At 71.8% G+C, this 15,388-nt stretch carries 16 protein-coding genes; 7 read left to right on the top strand and 9 right to left on the bottom strand.

Features of this window, described 5'->3' with window-relative positions; genetic code table 11:
• Positions 1 to 6: 6 nt before the first annotated feature.
• Together ACIBG4_RS19325 and ACIBG4_RS19320 are read right to left on the bottom strand one after the other, a co-directional pair.
• Positions 7 to 3,153, bottom strand: a complete 3,147-nt coding sequence (locus ACIBG4_RS19325) for a hypothetical protein (RefSeq protein WP_397202909.1) — start codon at positions 3,151 to 3,153, stop codon at positions 7 to 9.
• Positions 3,154 to 3,320: 167 nt separating this feature from the next.
• Positions 3,321 to 4,337, bottom strand: a complete 1,017-nt coding sequence (locus tag ACIBG4_RS19320) for a LacI family DNA-binding transcriptional regulator (RefSeq protein WP_397202908.1) — start codon at positions 4,335 to 4,337, stop codon at positions 3,321 to 3,323.
• Between the two features lie 299 nt (positions 4,338 to 4,636).
• Between ACIBG4_RS19320 and ACIBG4_RS19315 the strand changes: the two genes are divergently transcribed.
• Genes ACIBG4_RS19315 through ACIBG4_RS19300 form a run of 4 tightly spaced genes read left to right on the top strand, consistent with a single transcriptional unit; the run spans position 4,637 to position 8,983 of the window.
• Entirely contained in the window at positions 4,637 to 5,596 is a 960-nt protein-coding gene (locus ACIBG4_RS19315) for a carbohydrate ABC transporter permease (protein ID WP_397202907.1), read from the top strand.
• Entirely contained in the window at positions 5,596 to 6,420 is an 825-nt protein-coding gene (locus tag ACIBG4_RS19310; protein WP_355447985.1) for a carbohydrate ABC transporter permease, read from the top strand. Before ACIBG4_RS19315 ends, ACIBG4_RS19310 begins: the two co-directional genes overlap by 1 nt.
• Positions 6,421 to 6,456: 36 nt before the next feature.
• The gene (locus ACIBG4_RS19305) at positions 6,457 to 7,728 is read left to right on the top strand and encodes an ABC transporter substrate-binding protein (RefSeq protein ID WP_397202906.1); all 1,272 of its coding nucleotides are present in this window, start codon (positions 6,457 to 6,459) and stop codon (positions 7,726 to 7,728) included.
• A 46-nt stretch (positions 7,729 to 7,774) separates the two neighbouring features.
• Positions 7,775 to 8,983 (top strand): hypothetical protein, encoded by a 1,209-nt coding sequence (locus ACIBG4_RS19300; protein WP_397202905.1) that lies wholly within the window; start codon positions 7,775 to 7,777, stop codon positions 8,981 to 8,983.
• A gap of 40 nt (positions 8,984 to 9,023) precedes the next feature.
• On the opposite strand, the gene ACIBG4_RS19295 is transcribed toward ACIBG4_RS19300, so the two are convergent.
• On the bottom strand, positions 9,024 to 9,221 hold the full coding sequence (locus ACIBG4_RS19295) for a carboxymuconolactone decarboxylase family protein (RefSeq protein WP_397202903.1): 198 nt from the start codon (positions 9,219 to 9,221) through the stop codon (positions 9,024 to 9,026).
• A 37-nt stretch (positions 9,222 to 9,258) separates the two neighbouring features.
• On the opposite strand from ACIBG4_RS19295, the gene ACIBG4_RS19290 reads away from it, so the two are divergent.
• Positions 9,259 to 9,528, top strand: coding sequence for a TetR-like C-terminal domain-containing protein (locus tag ACIBG4_RS19290; RefSeq protein WP_397202902.1), 270 nt, complete (start codon positions 9,259 to 9,261; stop codon positions 9,526 to 9,528).
• A 51-nt stretch (positions 9,529 to 9,579) separates the two neighbouring features.
• Here the strand turns inward: ACIBG4_RS19290 and ACIBG4_RS19285 are convergent, their stop codons facing one another.
• From ACIBG4_RS19285 to ACIBG4_RS19265, 5 genes are all read right to left on the bottom strand, one after another.
• A complete protein-coding gene (locus ACIBG4_RS19285) occupies positions 9,580 to 10,560 on the bottom strand; it encodes a threonine/serine dehydratase (RefSeq protein WP_397202901.1) in 981 nt (326 codons plus the stop codon).
• A 75-nt stretch (positions 10,561 to 10,635) separates the two neighbouring features.
• Positions 10,636 to 11,337, bottom strand: coding sequence for an MBL fold metallo-hydrolase (locus tag ACIBG4_RS19280; RefSeq protein ID WP_397202900.1), 702 nt, complete (start codon positions 11,335 to 11,337; stop codon positions 10,636 to 10,638).
• Positions 11,334 to 12,035 (bottom strand): DsbA family protein, encoded by a 702-nt coding sequence (locus tag ACIBG4_RS19275; protein WP_397202899.1) that lies wholly within the window; start codon positions 12,033 to 12,035, stop codon positions 11,334 to 11,336. The genes ACIBG4_RS19280 and ACIBG4_RS19275 overlap by 4 nt, the downstream gene beginning before the upstream one ends.
• Entirely contained in the window at positions 12,032 to 12,517 is a 486-nt protein-coding gene (locus tag ACIBG4_RS19270) for a pyridoxamine 5'-phosphate oxidase family protein (RefSeq protein WP_397202898.1), read from the bottom strand. The genes ACIBG4_RS19275 and ACIBG4_RS19270 overlap by 4 nt, the downstream gene beginning before the upstream one ends.
• Complete coding sequence (locus ACIBG4_RS19265) at positions 12,517 to 13,143, bottom strand: FMN-dependent NADH-azoreductase (protein ID WP_397202897.1); 627 nt, start codon at positions 13,141 to 13,143, stop codon at positions 12,517 to 12,519. The genes ACIBG4_RS19270 and ACIBG4_RS19265 overlap by 1 nt, the downstream gene beginning before the upstream one ends.
• 197 nt (positions 13,144 to 13,340) lie before the next feature.
• On the opposite strand from ACIBG4_RS19265, the gene ACIBG4_RS19260 reads away from it, so the two are divergent.
• The gene (locus tag ACIBG4_RS19260; RefSeq protein WP_397202896.1) at positions 13,341 to 13,769 is read left to right on the top strand and encodes a helix-turn-helix domain-containing protein; all 429 of its coding nucleotides are present in this window, start codon (positions 13,341 to 13,343) and stop codon (positions 13,767 to 13,769) included.
• A gap of 63 nt (positions 13,770 to 13,832) precedes the next feature.
• Positions 13,833 to 15,074, top strand: coding sequence for an MAB_1171c family putative transporter (locus ACIBG4_RS19255; protein ID WP_397202895.1), 1,242 nt, complete (start codon positions 13,833 to 13,835; stop codon positions 15,072 to 15,074).
• Here the strand turns inward: ACIBG4_RS19255 and ACIBG4_RS19250 are convergent.
• A complete protein-coding gene (locus ACIBG4_RS19250) occupies positions 15,025 to 15,378 on the bottom strand; it encodes a hypothetical protein (RefSeq protein ID WP_355448016.1) in 354 nt (117 codons plus the stop codon). The genes ACIBG4_RS19255 and ACIBG4_RS19250 overlap by 50 nt on opposite strands.
• Positions 15,379 to 15,388 lie beyond the last annotated feature (10 nt).

Genomic DNA, 15,388 nt, shown 5'->3' with positions numbered 1-15,388 from the left:
CCCGGGTCAGGATCCTTGGCGGGCCGGCTCCCCCGAGGTCGTGCGGGCGGACGCCACGCGGACGTTGTCGAAGTCGACGGCCGCGCGGCCCGTCACGAGCTGGACGGAGCCGGCCCCGGTGATCGGGTCCGGATCGGTGACGGCGACCCGCGGCGTGGGCTCGGCGCCGACGAAGACGCGGATCTCCGCGCCGCGCAGCTCGACGCGGAGCCGCGCCGTCCCGGTGACCGCGGCGCCCGAGCCGCTCGCGATGACGCCCGTGCCGGCGCGGAAGACGTCGACCGAGCCGTCGGGCCGCAGGTAGACCATGTACCCGGACCGGGTGTAGGCGTCGCCCGGCTCGGCCGTCCGCACCTGGAGGCCGGCGAAGGCCGTGGACGTGGCCGACGTCCGGAAGGTGAGGTCGGCCTCGGCGAAGCCGTCGGCGATCCGCAGGTCGTCGACGACCGACTTCCAGCCGGTCCGCGTCGTGTCCCGCTGGCGGTACACGCCGTCGGCGACCGTCCAGGAGCCGTCCACGGCGGTCCACGCCTCGGACGTGGCCTGCGCCGAGGAGAAGCTGTCGCGGAAGACGACGCCCTCGGCGTCCGGCACGATCCGCAGGTCGAGGGCGTCGGTCTCGGTCGTCCCGCCGGTACGCACGGACTCGGCCGTCAGCGGGCACGGCCCGGGCAACGCCGTCTCCCGTACGGTCACCTTCAGCTCTCCGGGGCCCTCGGCGGTGGCGGCGCCGGTGAGGCACGGCCCCGAGACGGTGACCCTGGCGATGTCGCGTCCGGTGATCCGCACCGTCAGCTCCCGCCCGGCCACGCCGGTCGCCGCGTCGAGCGTGGCGCTGACGAGGTCCTGGCCGACGTGGGAGCGCGCCGCCTCGGCGACCAGGCGCGCGGCGTCGCGTGCGCCGAGCACGCGCTCGCGGACCAGCCGGGCGGTCGTCTTCGTGACGTGGGCGACGAAGGCGCCGTGGCTCTCCCACCGCTCGCCGGCCCGCAGGAGGTCGGCGACCGTGCAGCCGGAGCCGTCGCCGGCGTTGGCGACGCCGGTGTCGCGGTCGCCGATGAACACGTGCGACCGCTCGTCGGAGCCGGGGCAGGCGTCGTCCACGACCCGGACGTCGTAGCCGAGCCGGCCCGTGGCCTTGACGTCGAGGACCTGGAGGGCGCGCCCGCCGCCCGCCACCGGGAAGGACGACGGCCACAGGGTCGCCGAGCCGGCGCCGGTCCAGCGGATCTCCAGGCTGCGCCCGCCACGGTTGACGACCACTCCTGAGACGCCCTCCGCTCCGGCCCGGGCGCCCACCTTCACGTCGCGGGAGCCGGCGGGGCCGCCGATCCACTGCAGCGTGTCGTCCTCGCCGAGGACGAGCGGGATGCGCTCGAAGAAGTCGCCCGTGCCCTCGACCCGCACCTTGAGGGTGTCGCCGAGGGTGACGGACTTGGTCACCGGGGCGCCCGCCGCCCGGTAGCGGATCTCCAGGGCGTCGAGGTCGGCCACGGTCGCCGGGTCGACGGGCGAGCCGTCGCGGAAGAACTCGGGGACCGGCTGGTCGTAGGCGTCGACGTGGAAGCCGTCGGCCGCCGCCCAGCCGGTGCCCCAGGACAGCTCCGCCTCGGCCGGGTGGGTTCGCGGAGCGCCGACCTGCGGGGCGTTCTGGCCCTGGATGACGACGCCGAGCTTCGGGTCGTACAGGTAGCTGAGCCCGAAGCGCTGGTTGTCCCAGAAGCCGTACTGGGTGTTGACGTGCTTGCCGAAGCCCATGCCGGCGACGTAGGCGGGACGCTTGGCGAAGACGAAGCGCTGGCCGGTCGCCGAGTCCGCGCGGACCTCGGTGTACGGGGCTCCGGCGTAGGGCCGCAGCGTGCCGATGGCCGCCTCGCGCTCGGCCTCGGCCGGGTAGTACTCGTCCCGCAGCGCCACGTCGCGGATGACGGCGGGGTCCAGGTAGGCCCAGGCCGGCGCGACCAGCGGCGCGACCGAGGTCTGCCAGCCGCCCTTGACGAAGGCGGCGCGGCGCTCGGCGACCTCCTCCCGGGTGGCCGCGTAGGCGCGGGCCTGCGGGATGGTCCGGCCCCAGAGGTCGTTGGAGCCGATGGGCAACTCGGCCGCGTAGTTCCAGCCGCGGTGGCGGGAGTCGACGGCGGTGTTGACGAAGTAGCCGTCGAGCTGCTTGTCGTAGAGCAGGTTGTACTGCGCCCAGTCCAGGTAGCGGCTCTGCATCCGGTCGATCACCGGCCGGGTCGCGGGGTCGGCCCAGCCCGCGAGGTCCTCGGTCTCCACCTCCAGGCTGTAGCGGTGGGCGACCGTGCCGTCCCGGAAGAAGCCGGCCTCGCTCTGCGAGATCTTCTCGTGGTCGGCCAGGCGCTGCTCGAAGCGGGCGCGCAACGCCGGGTCGTCGAGGCGGCGCAGCAGCCGCGAGATGCCGACCAGGCCACCCGCGACCTGGTTGGCGAACTGCGAGCCGCGCGGCCCCCACACCTCCTGGTCCTCCAGGAACCAGGTGGCCGCCCGCTTCATGGCCGCGGTCAGGGACGAGACCAGCGCCGGGTCGACCGTGCCGTCGGCGTCGAGCAGCTCCAGCATGATCGCGTAGAGTTCCAGCGCGAAGCCCGTCGCGGCGCGCGAGTGGACGTCGCCGCCGCCCTGGGGGAACGACCCGTCGGCGTTCTGGGTGCCGAGCGTGAACCGCAGCGCCGCCTCCAGCCGCCGGCGCAGGGCCTCGTCGCGACGGTACGGGTTCCACGGGCGGTCGGCGGTGTAGAAGTAGGCGAGCGTGAGGACGTTCTCCATGACGCGCGCGTCGTCCGGTCCCTGACCGGCGCGCCAGCAGCCGCAGGTGATGAAGCCGTAGTTGGTGGCGCTGTCGTCGTTGACGCTGTTGGCCAGCCGGGCCAGGTTGGCGAGGTAGGGCGCGATCTGCTGCTCCAGGCCGGTGAAGTCGGCCAGGTCGATCGTGCCCGGGTCGAGGGGGGCGACCTCGGGCAGCGGGCCGCTCGGGGCCTGTGCGGCCGCCGTGGCCGTCACGCCGGTTCCCGGCGTCGTCGCCGCGGCCGCCTGGGCCGCCGGTGTGAGCGCCAGCGCGGCGGTGACGGCCACGGCGGTGACGCGCCGCGCGCCACGGGCCCCCGGGCCGTCGCCATGTCGTGTCGATCTCATGATCGTGCCTCCAGGAAGGGCCGTCTCGCCCGGTGACCGGTTCTCGTGAATCGATTCACGGCGAGGTGTGCGGGCGAGCGTAGTGGCGAGATCTCAGCGATGTCAACGCTCCCGCACGCGCGCCCGGCGGGCAGGGTGAGGCGCGGGCTACGCGAGGGGCAGGCGGGCTACGCGGGGGCGGAGCCGGCGATGGGCAGGGAGGTCGAGCGGATCACGAGCTCCGGCTCGAAACGTCCCTGCATGTCCTGCTCATCCTCGATGCCGAGCAGGATGCGGACGGCGCTGGCCCCGAGCGCCGCCGATGGGTGCCGGACGCTGGTGAGCGGCACGATCGCGAAATCGGCGAACTCTATGTCGTCGTACCCCACGAGCGACACGTCCTGCGGCACCCGGACCCCGGCCACGATCAGCCCGTGCAGGAGCCCGAGGGCGAGCAGGTCGTTGCCCGCGACGATCCCGTCGGGGAAGTCGGCCTCCGGGCGTTCGAGCAGCGTGCGCGCGACCTCCTCCCCGACCTGCGCGGTCTGCACCCGCACGCGGACGATCTCCAGCGAGGCCGGCTCCGCGGACTCGGCGATCGCCCGCCTCACCCCGGCCAGCCGCAGGTCGATGTGGGGATGGGCGCCCCCCGCGAACAGCAGCCGCCTCCTGCCCTGGGCGAGCAGGTGGCAGGCGGCGAGGTAGCCGCCCCGCTCGTTGTCGCCGGAGATCGCCGGGTAGCTGTGCGGGCCCGGCGCGACACCGACGAGGACGAACGGCGTCCCCCGCCTGCTCAGCCCGAGCAGCTCGGCGGGCACGTCCGCGACCGGCGCGGCGACGATGCCGCTCACCTGCTGGGACTCGAAGAAGTTGATGTAGGCGCGCTCGCGTTCGAGGTTCTCGTCGCTGTTGGCGACGAGGATGAAACGGCCGTGCGCGGCGGCCTCGGCCTCGGCGCCCGCCGCGATCTCCGCGTAGACGGGGTTGCCCGCGCTGGAGACCAGCAGCCCGAGCGCGAGGCTGTGGCCGACGCGCAGCCGCCGCGCCGCGTCGTTGCCGACGTAACCGAGCTCGTCGGCGGCGGCGAGCACGCGGCGCCGCAGGTCCGGCGAGACCCGGTCAGGCTGGGTGAAGGTGTAGGAGACCGTCGCCCGGGAGACGCCCGCGCGGGCCGCCACGTCACCCACGGTGGGGGCGGAGCTCACGACCTTCGATCGCCGTGGCGCCGGTGGGGAGGTCATCGGGCTCCTCACTGTCGTGCGGGGTCGGATCGCCGTCAGCCTAGCGCACCCGTGAATGGATTCACGAAGCCGGCGGCCGGACCGTTGACATGGTTCGAGGACGGCGCGTAATCTGCCCGAAACGCTCGTGAATCGATTCACGACTCGTTCACGTGAGCCGGTTCCCCCGGACCCGGCCGCCCAGGCGTCGCGAGGGGCGCCCGCCATGATCCATCCCCCGTGGCTCATCGAGCCCCGGCACCCATCTGCGAGAGGAGTCACACGTGGCCGTGCCGCATGCGACGACGTCACCGCCCGGAGCGCGGGAGCCCGGAGCACGCGAACCCGCCGCGCAGGCGCCTCCCGGAAGGGCCCGTCGCAGGGTGGGCGTGCGCGCCCCGTGGTGGTTCGTGGTCCCGGCCATCTCGGTCTACCTTTTCATCGTCGTCGTTCCCAGCGCCAACGGGGCCCTGTTCTCCTTCACCGACTGGAACGGGCTGCGCCCCGACTGGTCGTTCGTCGGCCTGGGCAACTACGCCGAGGTCTTCGCCGACCGGACCGCCCGCGACGCCCTGGTCAACACCCTCCTGCTGGCCGCCGCGGCCACCGTGGCGCAGAACGTCGCCGGGCTGCTGCTGGCGCTCGGCGTGAACAGCATGGTCAAGAGCCGTTACGTGCTGCGCGTCGTCTTCTTCGCGCCCGTGGTGCTCACGCCGCTGGTCGCGGGCTACGTGTGGAGCTTCTTGCTCTCGCCCAACGGCGCGGTCAACGACGCGCTGGAGGCCGTCGGCCTGGGCTCACTGAGGCATGACTGGCTGGGCGATCCGGACACGGCGCTGTACGCGGTCGTCGCCGAGATCGTCTGGCAGTTCGCCGGGTACTCGATGGTCATCTACCTGGCGGGCTTGCAGGCGATCCCGGCGGAGGTGCTGGAGGCCGCCACGATCGACGGGGCGGGCGCGTGGAGCAAGTTCCGCCGCGTGGTGCTGCCCCTGCTCAACGGCGCCGTCGTCATCAACGTGATGCTCTGCCTGATCGGCGGGCTCAAGCAGTTCGACCAGGTGATGGCCATGACCGGCGGCGGCCCCGGCACCGCCACCGAGACGATCTCCACGGCGATCTACAAGAGCGCCTTCTCCCTGGGCGACTTCCCGTTCTCGATCGCGCTGGCCGTCGTCATGACCGTGGTCATCGCGGTGCTGGCCGGCGTCCAGTTCCGCCTGACGCAGAGGAAGAGCTCCTGATGCACGCCCGCTACACCTGGCGGACCCTCACCCGCGAGGCGACGCTGATCCTGCTCGCGCTGCTGTTCCTCGTCCCGCTGGCCGGGCTGCTCAACGTCTCGCTGAAGCCGCAGGACAGCCAGACCAGCGCGCTGGCCTTCGCCTGGCCGCCCACCCTCGACAACTACGCGCGGGCGTGGAACGAGGCGAGCCTGGGCGCGGCGCTGGGCAACAGCTTCGTCATCACGATCGTCAGCGTGGTGCTGATCATCGCCTTCGCGGCGGCGGCCGCCTACCCGCTGGCCCGCGTGACCCGCGGCTGGTCGCGCTACACCTTCTCCTTCGTCATCGGCGGCCTGCTCGTCCCCGGCCAGCTCGCCCTGCTCCCGCTGTACGCGACCATGCGCGACATGGGCCTGCTCGGCACGCTGTGGGCGGTCATCCTGATCAACGTCGGGCAGCAGATGCCGTTCTCGGTCTTCCTCTACACGATGTTCCTGCGCGAGCTGCCGCTCGACTACGAGGAGGCGGCGCTGCTCGACGGCTGCGGCCCGGTGCGCTCGTTCGTCACCGTCGTCTTCCCGCTGCTGCGGCCGGTGACCGGCACCGTGGTGATCCTCAACGCCGTGGGCATCTGGAACGAGTTCTTCACGCCGCTGCTCTACCTGGGCGGCAGCGACAACACCACGGCCCCCGTGGCGATCTACGGCTTCGTCAGCCAGTACGTCTCCCAGTGGCCCCTCATCTTCGCCGGCCTGGTGATCAGTGTCGTCCCGATCCTGGTCGTCTACTTCGCGCTGCAGAAGCACATCATCAAGGGCTTCGCCGGCGGCCTCAAAGGCTAGCGCTCCACACCCCCGTCATCGATCCCGGAGTCTGTCATGAAGTCGTTCACCACCATCACGGCCGCCTGCTGCCTCGCCCTCGCGGCCGCCGCCTGCTCCACCTCGGGCGGCGGCTCCACCACCGCCGCCTCGCCCGGCCAGGTGCTGACGCTCGCCGCCGCCGGCCAGGGCCCGGCCAAGGCCGCGATCGCGGCGTTCGAGAAGGCCAACCCCGGCGTCACCGTGAAGGCCACCTTCACCGAGGACGACGCCTCCTACCAGCAGCAGGTCCGCACCCAGCTCGCCTCGGGGACCGCGCCCGACGTCTTCCGCATGTGGCCCGGCGGCGGCAACACCATGGCCGTGCGCGACCTCGGCAAGGACGGCATGCTGATGGACCTGTCCGGCGAGGGGTGGGCGGGCGGCATGAGCACCGACCTCAAGGCCGCCACCACCGACCCGGCCGGCAAGGTGGTCGCCGTCCCCGTCACGATCGGCGCCATCGGCGCGGTCTGGAACGACCAGGCGCTCCAGGCCAGTGGCCTGGCCAAGCCGACCACGTGGCCGGAGGTCCTGACCTTCTGCAAGGAGGCCAAGGCCAAGGGCGTCGTGCCGTTCGCGCTGGGCCTGAAGTCCGCCTGGGTGACCCAGCTCGTGCCGTACGCGCTGACCGCCTCGCTCGTCTACGGCCCGAACCCCTCCTTCACCCAGCAGCAGAAGGAGGGCAAGGCCACCTTCGCCGCCTCGGAGTGGAAGCAGGCGCTGGAGAAGTACCTGAAGATGCGCGACGAGGGCTGCTTCAACGACAGCCCCAACGGCGTCGGCTACGACGAGCAGATGCAGATGTTCGGCCAGGGCAAGGCCCTCGGCGTGGTCCACGTGCTGTCGGCCGTGCAGTCGGCGCTGGAGTACGCGCCCAAGGGGACGACGTTCTCGATGACGCCGTTCCCCGCCACCGACAGCGCCGAGGGCACGTACGTGCCGGTGTCGGTCGGCATCGTGTACGGCGTCAACGCCAAGGCCGCGAACCCGGAGCTGGCCCGCAAGTTCGTGCAGTTCCTCGCCTCCCCGGAGGGCCAGGCCGTGTACGCGACCGCCTCCGGCAGCAGCCCCGCCCTGGCGGCCCCCGGCTTCAAGGCCGACGCGCTGCAGCAGCCGGTTCTGGACGCCGTCGCGGCGAAGAAGTCCACGCTCTACCCCGACCAGGCGTGGCCGGGCCCGAAGGTCCAGCAGGAGCACCTGACCTCGATCCAGGAGCTGTTCAACGGGACGGTGGACGTGCCGGGCGTGCTCGGCCGCATGGACAAGGCGTTCACGGCCGCCCGTTGACAGAGGCGTATGTCCATCCCCCACGACGAACACGACGAAGGAAACCATGACGTTCAAGGAGGCGTGCCTGTGGATCACGCCCAAGATCTTCGACGATCTGCGCGACCCCGCCCCCGGCGTGGCGGCGTTCTTCGACCACCACGCCGGCTGGCTCGTCGACCGGCCCGTCACGATCGTGTTCTGCGCCGGCAACGGCGACCACGTCCTCAACTACGCGGGACGCGGCTCGTGGGGCGACGGCTTCGACTGGGCCCGCTACAACTGCTTCGCGCTGGGTCCCGGCGGGCCCGCCGCGATGGTCAGGAAGCACAACCGTGACTGGCTGGCCCGGGTGCGCGACGGCGGTGAGCGCTCGGCCAACCCGTACTCGGCCGGGCCGATGTTCACCCTGTCCGAGCAGCCGATGGACTACGCGACGCTGGCCGGGATCTACGCGGCCGTGCGGGCGGAGGCGGAGCGGCGGGGGCTGCGGGTCAGCCTGCTGGAGTACCTGGAGCCGGGGCCGGAGTTCTGCCGCAGCGAGTGGAAGACGGTCCTGCATCCCGAGGTGGCGGCGAGCGCCGCCGACGCCGGCGGGCACCTGGTGCCCGGCGTGATCGACGTGACCGCCCCGCTGACCGCCGACGCCCGCCGGTACGCCGCCTTCCCCGGCGGCATCCCGGCCGGGCTGCCCGCCGGGGACTTCGTCGCCGCCCAGACGGCCGCGTTCGCGGACGACTTCGGCCTGGACGGCGTCATGCTCGGCAACCAGTTCGGGCTGGTCGGGTTCTGGCACCCCGACAACGCGCCGCCGCTCACCCCGGAGCGGTCGGCCGGGATCGAGCGGTTCTTCCTGCGGCTGCGCGAGGCCATGGGCGGGCGGCTCGTGTACTGGATGGACACGTACTGGCGGGCCGAGGTGGAGCGGGCGGCGTGGGGCATGACCGACGCCGCCTACCAGAGCCTCGACGCGATCCTGGTGAGCACGTTCGCCGTGCTGGTCGAGCGCACCGAGATCGTCCCGAACCTGCTGAGCAAGGCCGCCCTGGGCGGGCCGCGCCCGCTGCTCGGCCTGGACTTCGTCGACCCGTGGTACTGGTACCGGACGTACCTGGACGACCGGCGGACGTACGTCTACCAGCGGGAGGTGCTGGCCGGGCACGCCGCGTCGGTGGCCGGGGTCTCGTTCTTCGCCAACGACACCTTCGGCCACTTCGTGCCCGAGCCGGAGCTGGGCTCCACCCTGGAGGTCGTGCGGAAGGCGGAGATCGGCTGACGCTCAGGAGGCCACGCGGCGCGGACAGTGCCCGCCTCGGTCAGGCGTGGACCGAGCCTGTCTCGGTGAGCAGCGCGTTCAGCACGCTCATGCCGCGCCAGGCCCGCGTGAGCCCGAAGAGCGCGGAGAACCGCACGACGGCGCGGACCTCCTCGGGCGTGGCCCCGGCGCCGAGGGCCCGCGTCGTGTGGGCGCGGAAGCTCTCGTCGAGCGTCTGATAGAGCACGTCCACGGTCATCGTCGCGAACGTACGGCGTCACCCGGGCCTGTACAAGGTGCTGCACGAGAGCACCCTCAACCAGCGCACGTCGATGACGTTCAAGCAGGAGCTGACCGAGCGCACCACCGCCGTGGTGCGGAGCTGCATGGACGCCGGGCTGGCCCCGCCGGACGATCCCGCGCTCGTCTCGCTGGACCTCCGGGCGGCCGTCCACGGCGCGGTGTCGATGCGCGTCAACCAGCCCGACATGCCGTGGCCGCCGCTGGAGGACCAGGTGGACCGGTTCCTCGCCAAGCTCGTCGGCATCCGGCCCGCCTCCCCCTGACGGCTCTCCCGGTGACGAGGAGCGCCGAGACGTGGGGGCGAGGAGCGATCGTCAGGACCTGGGGAGGGGAGCCGCGCCGACCCAGCGGTGGTAGGCGTCCATGTCGACGTTGCCGCCGCACACGATGGTGACCACGTGCCGGCCGGCGAAGCGGTCACGGTCTTCGAGGATCGCCGCGATGCCGAGCGCGGCCGACGGCTCGACGACGAGGCCGGCATGGTCGAGGAGCATCCGCATACCGGCCATGATCGACGTCTCCCGGACCAGGACGGCGTCGTCCGCGACCAGGAGGAGGTCGTCCAGGACGGCTGGGATGGGACGCCGGCCGGCGACGCCGTCAGCGATGGTGTCGGTCGAGTCGGTGGTGATGACGCGCCGTCGGCGCCACGAGTGTGTCATCGCCGGTGCGCCCAGGGGCTGGACGCAGATCACCTCGACTTCGGGCGCGCATGCCTTCACCACGTGACCCACACCGGTGGCCATCGCCCCGCCGCCGAGAGCGATCAGGACGGCGTCGAACGACGGCGCGGCCTCCACCAGTTCCAGGCCGATGGTCGCCGCGCCCTCGCAGGTCTCGATGTCCAGGCTGTCCTCGACCAGCCGGATGCCGTCGTACCGCGCGATGTCCGCCGCCCGTTCGCGGGCCATGTCGAAGTCGCCGTCCACCAGCTCCAGCCTGGCGCCCAGGGCGCGGATGCGGTCGAGCTTGGCCGCGGGCGCGAACCGGGAGGCCACGACGGTGACGTCGAGCCCCCGGCCGCGACCGGACCAGGCGAGGGCTTGACCGAGGTTGCCCGCGCTGGCGCACACCACGGCCCGCGGGCCATGCTCGGCGAGCAGGCTCGCGACCACCTCGGTGCCGCGGGCCTTGAAGCTGCGCACCGGGTTCGCCGTTTCGAGCTTGACGCTCACCGCGCATCCGAGGGCGGCCTCCAGCGCCTCGCAGCGGTACAGCGGAGTGTCCAGGAAGACCGGGTCGATCACCCGGCGGGCCGCCCGGATCCGGGCGGTGTCGAGGCGCGTCTGATGCACGGCACAGCAGCGTAACTCCTCCGGCGCTGTTCCGTGCGGGTGCACGCCGGCGGCCCGTGCCGGACGGCCGGTCGCTCACCAGCCGCGTGCGATCCATTCGTCGAGGTGCGGGAGCTCGGCGGCCACGGTGGTGCTGCGGCCGTGTCCGGGATGGATGCCGGTCGCGCCCGGATACGCCAGGAGCCTGCGTACGGACCGGATGATGACCGGAAAGTCCGACAGCGGAGGGCCGGTGAGTCCGGGCCCGCCGGGGAACAGGGTGTCCCCGGTCAGCAGGTGCCCGTCCACCGCCACCGTCAGTCCGCCCGGCGTGTGCCCAGGGGTGTGCAGGGCATGGACCGCCAGGGGACCGACGTGCAGGATCTGGCCGTCCAGGATCGGCACGGACACGCCATCCCACAGCCGGACATCAGTGGAGAAGGCCAACCGCGCGGGGTCGCGCGCCAGGAGATCGGCCGTCGCGGTGCCCGCGTCCCAGTGACCGGTGCGGCGGGCGGTCGCGATCTCGTGCGGCCATACGGGCCGGTCGGCGGGGTGCGCGAGAACCGGGACGCCCAGCTCCTCCACGACCTCGGGCACGGCCAGAACGTGATCGAAGTGCGCGTGGGTGAGGAGCACGGCGACCACGTCCAGGCCGGCGACGGCGTCCAGGACGGAACCTGGCTCGTCCCCGGGATCCACGATCAGCGCGCGGCGGTCGCCGTGGGCGTGCAGGATCCAGCAGTTGGTCCCGAGCACGCCGACGACGACCCGCCGCAGCACGGCCCTGGCGGTCACACCTGTACGACCCGTTCGAGCAGGTCGTCGTACACGCCGGGGTCATGGGAGTCGACGACGGGGAAGCCGGCGGCCCACGGACCCTCCCAGTGCACCCGGACACCGGGGTTGTTGACGGCGGTCCCGTCCGCGAAGCGGAACGTCGGGCTGCCGGGAACGGTGTCGGTCCGGGAGATGGCGAAGTCGCGCATGACGTCGGCCCGGTGCCGGCCGTCGTCCAGCGCGGCGGCCAGCTCGGTCACGTCGACGACCCCGGCCGGCAGCTCCCCCGCGACCTGCAGGACGACCTGCCGGTGGCTGATCGACCGGGACTGGGTCCAGAACGCCCGTCGCAACGCGAGGTCGAGCTCCTCCCCGGCCGCCAGGCTCTGCGCGTTCGCGGCGTGCACGGCTTCGGCGGCGAGCAGCACGGTGTGGGGGTAGAGGTCGTCGGCGGCGGTCCAGACCCGGAACTCCGCGTCCGGCTCGATCTGCCCCAGCCCGACGGCCTCGGTGTCGGTGCCGCGGCGGGGATGCGGACCGTTGAACAGCTCCAAGGGAAACGTCCGGTGCTCAAGCCGGACGATTCCGTCCAGACCGAGCCGCGCACGTGCCCGGCGCAGCCGCAGCAGACCGACGTAGGCGAACGGGCACAGCAGGTCCGACCAGACCTGGACGGTGCCCGCCGCGACCGGCGGCCCGGAAGGGTCTGTTGTCATCCGTGCTCCTGATGTTCGGTTCCGACGGGATTGGTGGTGAATCGGGCCGGCCGCAGCAGCACGGCGGTACGGCGCTCCGCGGCCATCACGCGGTCGTACTCGGCCAGATCAGAATGGTTCCCGCCGGCGGCGTGGTAGATGTCGCGCAGCAGCCCCGGCAGCCCGCCGGGGCCGGCTCCCGGCAGCGGATCGTCAGGGCCGGCGAGCTGGGCGGGCCCGTGGGCGGCGACCCATTCCCATCCGGACCGGAAGACGAGCGTGGCGTGCGGGTTCCGGCGCAGATTCGCCAGCTTCGCGGTGCCGCCACGGGCGACGAAAGCGAGCGTGGAGGCCCCGGTGACCGGATGCGGCAGGATCCCGGCGTTGACGACGCTGACCGACGGCTGCCCGTCCGGCCGCAGTGTCACGAGCACCGCGAGCCACCGCTCCGTCTCGCCGTACTCCCGGACGAGCCGCAGCCCCTCCTCCTCGGAAACAGCCATCAGAAGACTTTCGCGACGTCCCGGGCGCGCGCGTCGGCCGCCCGCCGCGCTTCGTCCCAGTCGCCGGTGAGGGTGGGGTGGAATCGGATCTGCTGGAGGTCGGTCAGGCCGGTCCAGCGCAGCCAGTCCTCGAAGAACGTCGACTGGAAGTCGCTGCCGAACTCCGGACCGAGGGGCGGCCCCCATACCGCGCTGGTGTAGATGACGGCCACGCGCTTGCCGCGTCCCGCCAGCTGGTGGCCGTACCCGGTCACGGGGTCGACGGTGAAGATCCAGCCGGGCTGGCTGACGACGTCGATGAACTGCTTGAGCACGTACGGCACCGACGCGTTCCACATCGGCACGCTGAAGAGCAGCCGGTCCGCGGAGTCGAACCGCTCGAACGTCGCACGCGCGGCGGCCCACGCCTCGGCCTCGGCTCCCCGCGGCTCGTCGCCGGCGAACACCGTCATCTTGGCCCTGGCCCCTACGGCGAAGCCGGGCAGCGATCCGTCCCAGAGGTCCCAGTGCTCGACCTCGTCACCGGGGTGGGCCTCCTGGTACGTCTCCGTGAACACCCGCGCGATCCGCAACGACTCCGACGCCTCGCCGCGTGGCGAGGCGGAGATGTGCAGCAGCTTGCCCATCGTGATCGACCTCCTCAAATATACCGGACTGCGGTCCGGTTATCTCGATGAGCGCCACGATACGGACTCCGGTCCGCTTTGGTCAACAGGTGGAGGCCGGGAGACCTTGGACGGCGCCGGAGAAGGTGCCGTCCGTCAACGCCTGTGTAGGATGACGGCAAAGTCGCTAAACTCTGGCTGTAAGGATCGGCACGGCGATGAGCGTTGATGAGACTCCCCGGACGCTGGCCGACAAGCTGAACCGGTTGTTCCAGACGGTCCGTCGCCAAGGTGACGCCGAGTACAGCAACGTCGCGGTCGCGGAGGCCATCAGCAAGGGCCAGGACGTACAGATCTCGCATACCTATATCTGGCAGTTGCGCACCGGCCGGCGGGTCAATCCCACGATCATGCACTTGACGGCGCTGGCCACGTTCTTCGGGGTGCCGGTCGCCTACTTCCTGGACGACGCGGAGACCGCCAAGATCGACAAGGATCTGGAGCTGCTGGCCGGCATGCGGAAGGCGGGTGTCACGCACATCGCCCTGCGCAGCGCCGAGCTGACCCAGGGCAGCCGTGCCGCCATCACCGAAATGGTCAATCAGCTATGGAAGCTGGAGAATCCCTCCGATGAAGACGCCAGGTGATCTCTTGGCCGCCGATCTTCGATGTCCGCCGCCGGCCCCGGACCCGGCCATGGCGCACGCATCTTGATCGGCCTGGCCGTCGCCGGCTGGATCGCGGCGGGCATCAAGCTGTTCCACCTGCGCGCCACACCCGACTGCCGGTCGACGCGGTGGATGTGCGCCGCGTTGCTGACGCTCTCGGTGTCGATCTGCCTGCAGGACCGGACCGTCCACGAGGTGATCGACGGCCACACGACGCTCAACACGGCGGGCACCCTGTCCAACTGCCTGACCCTGCTCGCCGCGACCTCCGGGCAATGCGCCTTCTTCTCCATGGTCTATCCGGCCGGGCAGGCCGTGCGGAGCACCCGGGTACGTCTGCGGCTGCTGACCGGCGTCCTGGCACTGATCGGCATCCTGCACGCGACGACCCCGTCGAACTACGCGGAGGCCCTGGCCAGTCAGGAGACCGCCGTGCAGGTCCCGGTGATCTCGGCCGGCTCGTACGTCTATGCCGTGTATCTGGCGATGATCGTCACCGAGATCGCGCGCGCCACGCGCTACCGCGCGAGTGCCGCGAGAGGCTTCTCCCTCCGCAACGGCCTGCGCCTGCTGCTGCTCGGCCTGACCTGCACCATCGCCTACGCGGGGCTACGGCTCGCCGCCATGTCCGCCCACCTTCTCGGATGGAAGGCGCCGTGGCTGTACGGCAACCTGATCGGGATGGTGTTCCGCCTCGCGATCCTGTTCGTCGTGACCGGCATCCTGCTGCCTGTCGCGGGCCCGCGACTCGGGCTGGACCGTCTCGCCCGGTGGTGGTCGCTCGATCGCTCCTATCGCAGGCTCTTCCCGCTCTGGAAACTGCTGCACGACGCGTTCCCGGCCATCGCCCTCGATCCGCCGAGGACCCGGCACGTCGATCTCCGGAATCCGGAGCAGGCCCTGTACCGGCGGATCGTCGAGATCTGGGACGGCCGCCTCCGACTCCTCCCCTATTTCGACCCGCGTATCGCCGAAACTCGACGGGCGCAGGCCACGGGCCTGTCCGATGACGCGCGCACGATCGCCGTCGAGGCCGCTCTGATCACCTCCGCCCTGCGCCGCAGCAGGCTCGGCGAGCGGCCGGACACGCGCGGACAGGCGATCCCCGACAACAGCCCGGCCGATCCTGACGCCGAACTCGACTGGTTGGTCCGGTTGGCGGCGGCCGTCACGGCCGAGAGCATGAGCGATCCGGAGACCTCACCGCCGGAGACCTCACCGCAGGCGCGCCCGCTCAGCCTGCGGTCGAGTGGTCTCCTTCCATCGCGGCGCCGAGCCCTGTGAGGCTCGGGTACGCACTGATGCCCTCGGCGATGGCTTCGAGCCGGAAGACGCTCACCGACGTGGGCGGGTAGCCGATGAGCTCGACGACGCGGCTCACCCGGGCGAACCCGTCCATGGCCTCGGCGGAGTCCCAGAGGTAGACCGCCCCCCAGGTCTGGCGGTCGGGATTGGAGAACCACGCCTTCAGCCGCATCCCCTCGAGCGTGGCGTAGGCGTCGACGGCGTAGTCCCGCAGGTAGTCGCGCAGGCTCTCCACAGTCGCCGTGGACCTGCTGAGATCCCAGGCGACGATCGATACGAACATGACCGGCCCT

It is taken from the genome of Nonomuraea sp. NPDC050383, from assembly GCF_044459125.1.
Lineage (GTDB): Bacteria > Actinomycetota > Actinomycetes > Streptosporangiales > Streptosporangiaceae > Nonomuraea.
This window is presented reverse-complemented; position numbering and strand designations above follow the sequence as displayed.

Coding starts and splice junctions, on each gene's coding strand:
- ACIBG4_RS19325 (WP_397202909.1), bottom strand. CDS start 3,153: ATGAGATCGACACGACATGGCGACGGCCCGGGGGCCCGTGGCGCGCGG.
- ACIBG4_RS19310 (WP_355447985.1), top strand. CDS start 5,596: ATGCACGCCCGCTACACCTGGCGGACCCTCACCCGCGAGGCGACGCTG.
- ACIBG4_RS19305 (WP_397202906.1), top strand. CDS start 6,457: ATGAAGTCGTTCACCACCATCACGGCCGCCTGCTGCCTCGCCCTCGCG.
- ACIBG4_RS19300 (WP_397202905.1), top strand. CDS start 7,775: ATGACGTTCAAGGAGGCGTGCCTGTGGATCACGCCCAAGATCTTCGAC.
- ACIBG4_RS19295 (WP_397202903.1), bottom strand. CDS start 9,221: ATGACCGTGGACGTGCTCTATCAGACGCTCGACGAGAGCTTCCGCGCC.
- ACIBG4_RS19275 (WP_397202899.1), bottom strand. CDS start 12,035: ATGACAACAGACCCTTCCGGGCCGCCGGTCGCGGCGGGCACCGTCCAG.
- ACIBG4_RS19270 (WP_397202898.1), bottom strand. CDS start 12,517: ATGGCTGTTTCCGAGGAGGAGGGGCTGCGGCTCGTCCGGGAGTACGGC.
- ACIBG4_RS19265 (WP_397202897.1), bottom strand. CDS start 13,143: ATGGGCAAGCTGCTGCACATCTCCGCCTCGCCACGCGGCGAGGCGTCG.
- ACIBG4_RS19260 (WP_397202896.1), top strand. CDS start 13,341: ATGAGCGTTGATGAGACTCCCCGGACGCTGGCCGACAAGCTGAACCGG.
- ACIBG4_RS19250 (WP_355448016.1), bottom strand. CDS start 15,378: ATGTTCGTATCGATCGTCGCCTGGGATCTCAGCAGGTCCACGGCGACT.